Below are 11,744 nucleotides of genomic sequence, written 5' to 3'. Positions count from 1 at the left end.
TGTCAAGCGGACACGCTTTTCGTCCGCTTGACACCCCCTCAGGCATGTGGCTCGCTCTTGGCTCGGCTCGTGATGGGACCCCACCGCCAACGCAAACAGCTACGCAACAGGCAGCCGCTCAAAGCAACAGGCGTGCCATCAGCCTGCTCACGGCGCTGGCCCCCTGACCAGATTGCCGGGGGTCTGGGGGCAGAGCCCCCAGGGAAAGCACGCAAGGTGACCTGGCCGCCCTCAAGGTGACCACCGTCTTAGCTCGCCCCACGCACGGCGCGCCCCACGCACAGGTCGCCCCACGCCAAGTCCGCCCACCGCAACGGTCGCCCCGCAACGTCAGCCCACGCAAGGCCAGCCCGGCAGGTCAGCCCAGCAAGGTCATCCAGGCGAGGTCAGCCCCGCAAAGCTCAACCCCACCCCCAGACTCAGCCCCACCCAACAGGCCCCAGCAGAAAGCTCCCGCAGGCGTCCCCCCAAAACGAAGACCCCCTGAGCCCAAACGCTGCTCAGGGGGTCCGACAAGATCACAAATCGCAGGCCCGAAGGCCCACCGTCACCGCCGCATGAACGGCGGAACGTCAACCTCGTCATCAGGATCGTCGGTGACCGGGACAGGCCGAGAGGGCAAAGACCCGTTGGGCGACAGAGACCGAGGCACAGAAGGCACGTACCCGTTCCCCTGAGCCGGCGAAGGCTGCGGGGGCACCGAGGTAGGAGGCTGCTGCACAGGCGGAGCCTGCCGGACCTCAGGCTGAACCGGAGGCTGCACGGGGTGCTGAACCGGAGGAGCTTGCATCGCCGGCGCGTGCACCACCGGCGGCGGAGTCTGGGCGACCGGCTGCTGCACGTGCGTAGGCGCAGCAGTGGCGGACGCGATCGGCCCGGAAGCAGTCCGAGGCGGCGAGGACAACGCCGTCGGCTCCAGCTTCTTGTGCGTGGGGCCCCCGCTGTCGAACCCGGCCGCGATCACCGTGACCCGGACCTCGTCGCCGAGGGAGTCGTCGATGACCGTACCGAAGATGATGTTCGCGTCGGGGTGCGCTGCTTCCTGGACCAACGACGCAGACTCGTTGATCTCGAAAAGTCCCAGGTCGGAGCCACCTGCGATCGAGAGCAGCACGCCGTGCGCGCCCTCCATCGAGGCTTCCAGCAGGGGCGAGTTGATGGCCTTCTGCGCGGCCTGGACCGCTCGTCCCTCGCCTCGGGCGGAGCCGATGCCCATCAACGCCGAGCCCGCGCCGGACATGACCGACTTGACGTCGGCGAAGTCCAGGTTGATCAGACCGGGGGTCGTGATGAGATCGGTGATGCCCTGGACACCGGACAGCAGCACCTCGTCCGCGGAGCGGAAGGCGTCCATCAGGCTGACGCCGATGTCGCCGAGCTGCAGCAGCCGGTCGTTCGGGATGACGATGAGCGTGTCGCACTCGTTGCGCAACGCCTGGATGCCGTCCTCGGCCTGCTTGGCGCGGCGCTTGCCCTCGAACGAGAACGGGCGCGTGACGACACCGATGGTCAGTGCGCCGAGCTTGCGGGCGATCGAGGCCACGACCGGCGCGCCGCCGGTACCCGTGCCACCGCCTTCACCAGCCGTCACGAAGACCATGTCGGCCCCCTTGAGGACCTCCTCGATCTCCTCGCGGTGGTCTTCGGCGGCCTTGTGCCCGACCTCGGGGTTGGCGCCGGCACCGAGACCGCGGGTGAGCTCGCGGCCGATGTCGAGCTTGACGTCGGCATCAGACATCAGCAAGGCCTGTGCGTCGGTGTTCACCGCGATGAACTCGACGCCCTTCAGCCCGACCTCGATCATGCGGTTGACGGCGTTGACACCGCCACCACCGATGCCGACGACCTTGATCACCGCGAGGTAGTTGTGCGGGGGCGTCATCGGATCCGCCTTCCTGATCGTGGTCCGCGCTGTGGTGCTGGGTGTGATGCACCCGGATTGAAACTCTCAACCTCTCGTCGAGATTCAGAGTTATGTCAACCCCATATGTTCCTGCTGGACGGTAAGCACCGGCGGCACGTCGGTCCAGCAGCCACGCCGTAGGGTCCCAACACTGTGCGCTACTACTCCCCGGTCGTGCCGTCAAGTAGTGCCGCACTGTCCTGAGGACGACGCACCGCAAGCCTAGTCGGCCGACGATTCAGAGATCGTCTCGCCCATGCCTTCCTCAGTTGCACGCCTTGTCAGGGTGACCTCTCGCTACTGTCCGTAGATGGGGATCAGGATTTTCGGCGTCGCGCTGGCCGCGATCGCCCTGGGGACAGTGACGGTCGCACCCGCGAGTGCGGCACCGGAAGACAACAAGATCATCGAGATCAGGAGCGTGGACAACGGCCTGTGCCTCGCCCTGGGCGGGAAGGTCACACAGAGAGCCGGCATGAGCGCCTGCGACGGTAGCGCCGCGCAGCAGTTCGAACGCGTGCCGGCCGCCGCGGGCGGTGGGTCCTACCTGCGCAACCTCGGCACCGGCACCTGCCTCGACGGCTACGACAGCACGGTGACGAGCTGGCCGTGCAACAGCGCTGAGGCCGGCCAGCGGTTCCAGGAGGTGCCCGCCGCGGACGGCACCGTGAAGCTGTCGGTCGCCGGGCGGTCCGGCACGCGGTTCGCCGACTCGTTCCTCTTCTCGCGCTGGAACGAGGTGAACATGTTCGACGCCTCCGACAGCTCCACGCAGCTCTGGCAGGTCCGCGAGACGGGCGCCGTGCCGACGCCCCAGCTCGGAGCAGTGGTCAAGCTGAAGAGCGCCAACGCGGGCACCTGCGTGGCCGACAGCGTCGAGTACATCAACGAGCTGAAGGCCTGCGCCGACGCGCCGGGCTTCGAACGGATCGACGTGGGCGAGGGCAAGGTCGCGCTGCGGAGCCAGGCGACCGGCAAGTGCCTCACGGTGTCGCCGCCGCCCTCGTCCAACGCCGTGCTGCTGGAGCCCTGCGTCACGACCGAGGCCGCCCAGCAGTGGACGCTCACCGGTGACGAGCTCGGCAACTACAAGGTCGCGAACGCCGACCAGCACCTGATGCCGTCCAGCAACCACGTCATCGTCTACGACTACGCGGGCATCGGCCTGCTGCAGATCTGGCAGCTGCCGGCGGCCTAGTCGCCGACGACGTCCGGACGACCGGTGTGCCGGGCGGTCTCGTCGATGACGTGCGCGAGCACCCATCAGGCGAGATCGTCCGGTCGCCGGCCTCGACGGCGGCGCGGGACGTCATCGCATCGCAGTCGTCCGCTGGGCCGCGAGCCGTCCGGAGATCAGCACCGGCGGCACCCCGACGCCCGGTGTGGTGCCCGCTCCCGCCAGCGCCACGTTCTCGGCGCCCTTCACGACGTTGCGCGGCCGGAACGGTCCCGTCTGCGCGAAGGTGTGCGCGAGCCCGAACGGCGTGCCTGCCGCGTTGCCCCAGTCCACGGGCGTGACGAGCACTTCGTCGCGCACCGACGCACCGAACCCGTCTAGCCCGCGTTCCTCCAGCGTCCGCACGAGCTCGTCGCGGTACCGGGGCCCGACGCGTTTCCAGTCGATCGGCCCGGTCCGCAGGTTCGGCGACGGCGCCAGCACGTAGTGCAGCCCGTCCTGCGCGTGCGTGACGAGCAGCGACGGGTCGGACATCAACCGTCCCTTGTGGACGATCTCGTCGAACGTCCCCCGCCACGCCTGCCCGAACAGGATGTTGTGGTGGCCCAGGTCCCACGTGCGGTCCGTCGCGGCGTGCAGCACCACCGCGGACGGCGACCACCGGTGCGGCAACACACGGCGCGGCGACTTCCCTAGCAACCGATAGGCATCCGGCAGCTCACACGCCAAGACGACAGCGTCGCACTCGATGCGCTCCTCAGCAGTGTGCACCGCCGCAACGCGCGCACCACGCCACTCCAGCCGTATGACCTTTGCGCCGTAACGGAACTCCGCACCGTGCTTGGTCGCGGCACCAGCCATCGCCTGAGGCACCGCGTGCATCCCACCGCGCGGGAAGTACACGCCGGCAATGGTGTCCATGTACGCGATAACGGCATACGCCGCGAGGGCCTGCTGCGGCGGCACCCCCGCGTAAAGAGCCTGGAACGAGAAGAGCCTGATCAACCGCTCGTCCCGCAGGAACCGCCGCAACTGCGGCTCCAGCCGCCCGAACCCGCCGAGCGAGGCGAGCTTCACGAACTCGGGCCGCACCAGGTCGAGCGGCGAGTCGAAGTTCGCGCCGATGAAGTGCTCGCGCTGCACCGAGTACAGCTCGCCCAGCCACCGCCGCAGCTCCCGGTACCCGGCCGCTTCCCTTGCACCGCAAACGGTGCGGACCTCGTCCTCCATCGCGGCGCCGTCGGTGTGCACCGAGATCCGGGACCCGTCCGCGAACCGCGCGCGATAGGCGGGCTCGACGCGATCGAGCGTCAGCCAGTCCGCGAGCCGCTCCCCCACGGCGTCGAACGCCTCTTCCAGGTACTCGGGCATCGTCAGCACGGTCGGCCCGTTGTCCGCGACGAACTCCCCGACACGCACAGTGCCGGCCCGTCCGCCAGGCGCATCACCCGTTTCGAGCACCGTGACCCGCCGACCGGTCCCTCGCAGGTGCAACGCGGCTGACAGTCCGGCAAGACCGGCACCCACAACGACGACGTGGCCCGGCATTGAGTACTTCCTTCGGGTGACAACGATCGATCTGGCTAATACGGCGAGTGGCAGCTCGATTAGCACGGTAGTCGTTCACCACAGGAGGCATGTCTTGGCACCCGCACCCGCGTCCGTGCGTTCGCTCTTCATCGAAGCGATCGTCCTGGAACTCGTCACGAGCAGGCTCGGCAGCCTCGTCGTACGGGTCGCGATGGCGCGGCTGAGGCGGAACGGCTGACGCGCGAACCTCAGGAGAACCCTTGTGCTCCCAGCCGATTCCCCGGTCCCCGATCCGCCGGCCCCGCCGGTTCCCGACTCCGTCGCGGCCACCGGCACCGCGGCGCTAGCCCCAGATCGAAGGACCGCCGTGGAACCTCTTCCACCAGAACCAACCCTGATGCCGCCACCAGAAGGGCCGCCGCGAAGCCGAACTCCGGGACTCCTGGCCGGCATCGCCGTGGTGCTGCTGCTCGCCGTAGGAGGTATCGGGTTCGGACTTGGCCGCGCTTCAACGGAGTGGGGCTCACCCGACACGTTCACGGTCGAGGGCAGCATGTCCGTCTCCGGACGCTGCGGCTCCGGCGGCTACAGCGACATGCGCGACGGCACGCAGGTGGAGATCGTCAACCAGGACAACAAGGTGCTGGGCGTCTCCACCCTCAAGAGCGGGGACAGCAGCTGCTTCTTCACCTTCACCGTGCGCGACCTGCCCACCGGTGAACGCTTGTACGGCGCGAGCACCGGCAACGCCAACCGCGGCGTGATCTGGAAGACACAGCAGGAGGCCGCGACCGAGGGCTTCCACCTCACCCTGGGCTAGGAAACCGTGGCCAGGTCCGGCGACGACACGTCGTAGCTCGTACCTGGCCGCGAAAGCAGCACGAGCAGCACGGCCGCCTTGCGAGCCGTGTCGTCGGAGCTGCCCCACTTCACCGTCCGACCTCCCGACAGTGTCAGCCGAACGTCGGCACCGGTCGTCGCCGCCACCGCGAGAACGTCCGGCCGCAGCTTCTCCGGCAGCTCGTTCACGACCCCGACCACGGCACGCGTGGCCGGGTCCGAGGACGACGGCAGCGTGAGCACCAGTTCGGGCACGCCCGGTGCGGCGGCCGGGAGGACGGCGTAGTCCTTGCCGGTCGAGTCGACGAGGTGGAAGCCGTCGGGCAGCTTCACCGAGCCGACCGGAACCCGTTCGGTCACCAGCAGGCGGACCGTGCCCGGGAGCTGGCGTTCCACCTCCACGGCGGCGACGCGCGGGATGCCGGCCACGCGGTCGTGGATCTCCTGGAGGTCCAGACGGATCAGCGGCGAGCCGGGCTCGATGGCCGCCACGGCGCGGACCTCGTCCTCGGTCAGCGCGCCGTTGCCGCGGACGTCGACCTGGCTGACGCCCAGCAGCGGGGTGAAGAAGACGCAGTAGGCCAGGGCCACCACGGACAGCACTGTCAGCAGCGCGACGAGGCGGCGGCGCAGGATGACCCTGCGCCGCGCCTTGTACTCGGCGCTCTTCGGTCTCCGGTTCGCGGTGCGAACTCGCGTGGACCTTCCGCGAACCGGTGCGCTCATGACAGCGCGCTGACGATCTCGGGGCCGAGCATCGTCACGTCGCCCGCGCCCATGGTCACGACCATGTCGCCGTCGCGCACGAGCGAGGCCACCAGCGCGGGAACGCGGTCGAACGACGGCTCGTAGTGCACGGAGGCCGTGACCTGGTCCGCGATCAGCGCGCCGGTCACGCCGGGCTCCGGTTCCTCGCGGGCGCCGTAGACGTCCAGCACGACGACCTCGTCCGCCAGCGACAGCGCGGCGGCGAACTCAGCGGCGAACGTGCGGGTCCTGGAGTACAGGTGGGGCTGGAACACCACGACGACACGACCGGCACCGGCGACCGGGCGGGCGGCGCGCAACTGCGCGTCGACCTCGGTCGGGTGGTGCGCGTAGTCGTCGTACACCGACACGCCCTTGCCACGGCCCTTGAACTCGAACCGCCGCCGCACGCCGCCGAAGGCCGCGAGGCCCTCCAGCAGACCGGCCTGGTCGGCACCGAGCTCGAGACCGGCCAGCAGCGCGGCGATCGCGTTCAACGCCATGTGCTCACCCGGCACCGCGACCCGGACCTCGACCGCGACACCGTCGATCTCGACCGACGCGAGGCCGCCCGACTCGAACGGCTTGTAGTCGACGAGCTTCGCGTCGGTCGCCGAACGTCCGTACTCGCGCACGCGGATGCCGCGCGCGCGGGCCTCGGTGATCAGGCGAGCGGCACCGGGATCGTCCACACAGGACACCAGCACGCCGCCCGGCACGATCCGCTCCAGGAACGAGTCGAACACGGCCGTGTAGGCCTCGACGGTGCCGTGGTGGTCGAGGTGGTCGGCCTCGACGTTCGTCACGACGGCGACGGACGGCGAGAAGAACAGGAACGAGCCGTCGGACTCGTCCGCCTCGGCCACGAACACGCCGCCGGTGCCCTGGTGGGCGTTGGCGCCGGACTCGTTCAGGTCACCACCGATCGCGAACGACGGGTCGACCCGGCAGTGTTGCAACGCGACGGTGAGCATCGACGTCGTCGACGTCTTGCCGTGCGTGCCGGCGACACACACGACGCGATGGTCCTCCATCAACGCCGCGAGAGCCTCGGCACGGCGCAGCACGGTGATGCCGCGCTCACGGGCCGACGCGTACTCGGGGTTCGTGTCCTTGATCGCGGTCGAGACCACGACCTCGGTCGGACCGCCGACGAGCTGGTCCAGGTTCGCGGCGTCGTGACCGACGGCGATCCGCGCGCCCTGGGCGCGCAGGGCCAGCACGGTGCGCGAGTCCTTGGCGTCCGAACCGGACACCTGCACGCCGCGTGCCAGCAGGATGCGGGCGATGCCGCTCATGCCGGCACCACCGATGCCGACGAGGTGAACGCGTTCGAGGCTCATTTCCTGATCACATCCAGAACGGTGCGGGCAAGGATCTCGTCCGCCTCGCGACGGCCGGTGCCGAGCGTCGCGCGGGACATCTGCGCGAGCCGCTCGCGGTCCGCCATCAGCGGCACCACCAGCGACGCGACCTTCTGCGGCGTGAGCTCCTCGTCCGGCACGAGAAGGCCACCGCCCGCGGAGACGACGGGGCCCGCGTTCAGCGCCTGCTCACCGTTGCCGATCGGCAGCGGCACGAAGATCGCGGGCAGGCCGACGGCCGACACCTCGGCGACGGTCATCGCACCCGAACGGCACAGCACGGCGTCCGCGGCGGCGTAGGCCAGGTCCATGCGCTCCAGGTACGGCACCGGCACGTACGGCGGGCGGCCCGGAACCTGTTGCACCGCAATGTTGTTCTTCGGGCCGTACGCGTGCAGCACGCCCACGCCGGCACGGGCGAACTCGGCGGCCACGGGCGCCACGGCCTCGTTGATCGACCGTGCGCCCTGCGAGCCGCCGAACACCAGCAGCACCGGCGCGTGCGGGTCCAGGCCGAAGAACCGGCGGGCCTCGTCGCGCAACGCGGCGCGGTTCAGCGACGTGATCGACTGGCGCAGCGGGATGCCGATGATCTGCGCGTCGGTCAGGCCGGAGTCCGGCACGGCCGCCGCGACGTGCTCGGCGAACTTGGCGCCGACCTTGTTCGCGAGACCGGCCTTGGCGTTCGCCTCGTGCACCACGATCGGAATGCGGCCACGCGCGGCCAGGTACGCGGGCAGCGCCACGTAACCGCCGAAGCCGACGAGGACGTCCGCGCCGACGCGCTCCAGCACCTCACGGGTCTGCTTCACGGCGCCGCGCACGTTCAGCGGCAGCTTCAGCAGGTCCAGGGTGGGCTTGCGCGGCATCGGCACCGGCGGGATCAGCTCCAGCGGGTACCCGCGAGCCGGGACGATCTTGTTCTCGAGGCCGCGCTCGGTGCCGAGCGCGACGACGCGCGCGTCCGGCCGCAGCCGCATGACCGCGTCGGCCAGCGCCAGTGCCGGCTCGATGTGGCCGGCGGTGCCACCACCGGCGACCACGACGCACGGACCACTGGGGGCAGGGTGCCCGGTCAAGACTTCTCCCAAGTTTTTCGGCTGACGAATCAGTTCGATCGCCCGCGACCGCGGGTCGACCGGCCTTGCTCGGAACGGCCCTGTGTGCGCCGCGAGTCGCGGCGACGGTACTCCGAGGGCGGAGCGGACCTTCCCGCCATACGACGTTCATCCACTACCGGAAGTTGCTGCGTTCGTGAACGGCCTGGTGCGCGGGGCGGCGTGGACGGGCGGACCGGCTTGCGCTTCGAGGGCGCCCGGTAGGCCTCCGGGGCGGGCAGCCTGAGCAGTCCGCCGACGCGGCCGGGACCGAGCGACCGCAGCGCCGACACGGCCTCGGGCTCGTGCCGGGCGCAGTTCGCGAGGATGCCGAACACCACCATGGTCGTCACGACCGAGGTGCCACCGGAGGAGATCAACGGCAGCGTCAGGCCCGTGACGGGCAGCAGCCGCACGACGTAGCCGATGTTGATCGCGGCCTGCGCGACCAGCCACACCGTCAGCGTCGCGGACACGATCCGGATCCACGGGTCGGTGTTGCGCGAGGCGATCCGCAGCCCGACCCACGCGAGGCCGCCGAACAGCACCAGCACCAGCGCGCACCCGACGAACCCGAGCTCCTCGCCGATGACGGCGAAGATGAAGTCCGACTCGACGTTGGGCAGGTACCGCCACTGCGAGCTGCCCCGCGCGAGCCCCTTGCCGAACAGGCCGCCGTCGGCGAGCGCGAACATCGCCTGCCGCGCCTGGTGACCGGCGCCCTCGGGATCGGCGTCGGGGTTGAGGAACGTCGTCACGCGCTGCAGCCGGTACGTGGCGCCGATCGCGAGCACGACGGCACCCGCCACCGCGCCACCGGCGATCACGCCGAACAACCGCATCGGCGCGCCGACGAACCACAGCAGGCTGATCAGCACCACGCCGAGCGTGATCGTGCCGCCGAGGTCGGGCTGCAGCATGACCAGCGCGAACACCAGCATCGCCACCGGCACGACGGGCACCAGCAGGTGCCGGTACTGCGACAGCAACGCCCGCTTGGTGACCAGGACGTGCGCGCCCCACAGCGCCAGCGCGAGCTTCACGGCCTCGATCGGCTGGAACGACACGGGCCCGAGCGTGAACCACGAGCGCGCGCCACCGCGGACGTCACCGAGCGGCGTCAGCACGAGGGCCAGCAGCAGCACGCCGATGCCCATCGCGGCCGTCGAGAAGTGCCGGAGCTTGCGCAACGGGAACCGCAGCATCACCCAGAACAGCACGGCCCCGATGCAGACGTAGATCAGCTGCTTCTGGAACACGCTGTACGCGGACACGCCCGACGCGACCTGTCCCGGCGCCGACGCCGACAGCACCATCACCAGGCCGAGCACGGTGAGCATGCCGAAGATCGCGAGCAGCAGGTGGAAGTCGGCGAGCGGGCGGCTCAGCCACGAGGTCATACCGCTGCGCAACGAGGCGACGCGGCCCGTAGGACGAACCTTCCGCTTGCTTCTCGGCTTGTCGGCGACGACGGTCACCAGATCATCGTCTCCTGTGTCAAGCGCTCGAACGGGGATTCCTGGGGCGTGTCGCCCCATTGGTGCCGTGACCGTCGGCCTTCACCCCGTATTTCGACGGTCGGACGGGTGCATCGTGGTGTCGGCCCCGCGTCCTCGTACTGGTGGTACGGGGGCGCGGGGCCGGGACCGCGAGGCGCCCTGCTGAGCGCCGAAAGACGCGGTGAAGGCGGGCGGTCACGGCACCATCACCCTACCGGCCACCCGTGAGGCGCTTGACGGCGTCCGTGAACGCCTGCCCGCGGTGCGCGTAGTCGGTGAACATGTCCATCGACGCCGCCGCAGGTGCCAGCAGCACCGTGTCACCGGACTGAGCGAGTTCCTGCGCGGCCCGCACCACAGCCAGCATCGGGTCCTCGTCGTCAGCGAGGTCGAGCGACACCACGGGCACGTCCGGGGCGTGCTTCGCCAACGCCTCCGCGATCACCGCGCGGTCGGCGCCGATCAGCACCACGCCCCGCAGCCGGTGGGCCTCGGTCCGCACCATGTCCTCGACCGACGCGCCCTTGAGAAGCCCGCCCGCGATCCAGACGACGCTGTCGAACGCCCGCAACGACGCCACGGCCGCGTGCGGGTTCGTCGCCTTCGAGTCGTTGACGTACTTCACGTCGGCGGCGTCGACCGTGACGAGCACGGCGCGGTGCGCGGCCGGTTCGAAGGCCTCCAGGCCCTCGCGCACGGCCTCGGACGGCACGCCGTAGGCGCGGGCGAGAGCCGTGGCAGCCAGGGCGTCCGCGATGCCGGGGGGACCGGCCGGACGGATCTTCGCGACCTCGACCAGCGCCTCGTCGTCGGCGAACGCCCGGTCGACCAGCCAGCCGTCGCGCACGCCGAGCTGACCTGCAGCCGGTTCCTCCAGCGTGAACCCGACGCGGTCGCGGGCGGGCGACTCCTCCAGCAGGTCGACGACGCGGTCGTCGTCGAGCCAGCCGATCGCCACCTCACCGGTGAGGACCCCGGCCTTGGCCTGGGCGTAGGCGTCCATGCCGCCGTGCCAGTCGAGGTGGTCCTCGGCGAGGTTGAGCAGCGCTCCCGCCTGCGGGCGCACCGACGGCGCCCAGTGCAGCTGGAAGCTCGACAGCTCCACCGCGAGCACCCGCCGTCCGGCGAGCAGCGCGTCCACGACCGGCAGGCCGACGTTGCCGCAGGCCACGGCGTCCGCGCCGGCGGCATGCAGGATCGACTCCAGCATGCCGACCGTCGTGGTCTTGCCGTTCGTGCCGGTCACCGCGAGCCACACCGGCGGGTCGGCCAGTTCGGTGCCCATCCGCCAAGCCAGTTCGACCTCGCCGATCACCTCGATGCCGGCGGAGGCGGCGGCCGCGAGCAGCGGACTGGACGGCTGCCAGCCCGGGCTCGTGACGACCAGGGAGGTGCCGGCCGGGGGTTCCGCCAGGCCGGGCACCAGTTCCACGCCTTCGAGCATCGTCTCCAGCGCCGCGAGCCGTTCCGGCGACGAGTCCGTCACCACGACCTCGGCGCCCGCCGCGAGCAACGCCTCCGCGGCGGACCGGCCGGTCACTCCAGCACCGGCGACCAGCACCTTCGAACCAGCCAGCTTGGTCATGA

At 70.3% G+C, this 11,744-nt stretch carries 10 protein-coding genes; 3 read left to right on the top strand and 7 right to left on the bottom strand.

Going from position 1 to position 11,744, the window contains the following annotated elements:
• Nucleotides 1-547: 547 nt before the first annotated feature.
• Complete coding sequence (gene ftsZ, locus ACWF7A_RS24205) at nt 548-1,882, bottom strand: cell division protein FtsZ (protein ID WP_452252733.1); 1,335 nt, start codon at nt 1,880-1,882, stop codon at nt 548-550.
• Between the two features lie 331 nt (nt 1,883-2,213).
• Here ftsZ and ACWF7A_RS24200 point away from each other — a divergent pair, with 331 nt between their 5' ends.
• Nucleotides 2,214-3,101, top strand: coding sequence for an RICIN domain-containing protein (locus ACWF7A_RS24200; protein ID WP_452252732.1), 888 nt, complete (start codon nt 2,214-2,216; stop codon nt 3,099-3,101).
• A gap of 111 nt (nt 3,102-3,212) precedes the next feature.
• Here ACWF7A_RS24200 and crtI read toward each other — a convergent pair whose 3' ends face one another.
• A complete protein-coding gene (gene crtI, locus ACWF7A_RS24195; protein ID WP_452252731.1) occupies nt 3,213-4,628 on the bottom strand; it encodes a phytoene desaturase family protein in 1,416 nt (471 codons plus the stop codon).
• A 94-nt stretch (nt 4,629-4,722) separates the two neighbouring features.
• Between crtI and ACWF7A_RS24190 the strand changes: the two genes are divergently transcribed.
• Both ACWF7A_RS24190 and ACWF7A_RS24185 read left to right on the top strand, forming a co-directional pair.
• On the top strand, nt 4,723-4,848 hold the full coding sequence (locus tag ACWF7A_RS24190; protein ID WP_452252730.1) for a hypothetical protein: 126 nt from the start codon (nt 4,723-4,725) through the stop codon (nt 4,846-4,848).
• A gap of 159 nt (nt 4,849-5,007) precedes the next feature.
• Nucleotides 5,008-5,430 carry a hypothetical protein gene (locus ACWF7A_RS24185; protein WP_452252729.1) on the top strand — a complete coding sequence of 141 codons (423 nt, stop codon included), beginning with the start codon at nt 5,008-5,010 and terminating at the stop codon, nt 5,428-5,430.
• Here ACWF7A_RS24185 and ACWF7A_RS24180 read toward each other — a convergent pair.
• From ACWF7A_RS24180 to murD, 5 genes are all read right to left on the bottom strand, one after another.
• Complete coding sequence (locus ACWF7A_RS24180) at nt 5,427-6,176, bottom strand: cell division protein FtsQ/DivIB (RefSeq protein WP_452252728.1); 750 nt, start codon at nt 6,174-6,176, stop codon at nt 5,427-5,429. The genes ACWF7A_RS24185 and ACWF7A_RS24180 overlap by 4 nt on opposite strands.
• Nucleotides 6,173-7,540: a UDP-N-acetylmuramate--L-alanine ligase gene (gene murC, locus ACWF7A_RS24175; protein ID WP_452252727.1), complete on the bottom strand. Its 1,368-nt coding sequence runs from the start codon at nt 7,538-7,540 to the stop codon at nt 6,173-6,175. Before murC ends, ACWF7A_RS24180 begins: the two co-directional genes overlap by 4 nt.
• Nucleotides 7,537-8,640 (bottom strand): undecaprenyldiphospho-muramoylpentapeptide beta-N-acetylglucosaminyltransferase, encoded by a 1,104-nt coding sequence (murG, locus tag ACWF7A_RS24170; protein ID WP_452252726.1) that lies wholly within the window; start codon nt 8,638-8,640, stop codon nt 7,537-7,539. Before murG ends, murC begins: the two co-directional genes overlap by 4 nt.
• A 29-nt stretch (nt 8,641-8,669) precedes the next feature.
• On the bottom strand, nt 8,670-10,136 hold the full coding sequence (gene ftsW / locus ACWF7A_RS24165) for a putative lipid II flippase FtsW (RefSeq protein WP_452252725.1): 1,467 nt from the start codon (nt 10,134-10,136) through the stop codon (nt 8,670-8,672).
• A gap of 232 nt (nt 10,137-10,368) precedes the next feature.
• On the bottom strand, nt 10,369-11,742 hold the full coding sequence (gene murD, locus ACWF7A_RS24160) for a UDP-N-acetylmuramoyl-L-alanine--D-glutamate ligase (RefSeq protein WP_452252724.1): 1,374 nt from the start codon (nt 11,740-11,742) through the stop codon (nt 10,369-10,371).
• Nucleotides 11,743-11,744 lie beyond the last annotated feature (2 nt).

The sequence above is a fragment of the Lentzea sp. NPDC055074 genome, from assembly GCF_053608005.1.
The sequence above is the reverse complement of the archived record's forward strand: the minus strand, read 5'-3'. Positions and strand labels throughout refer to the sequence as shown.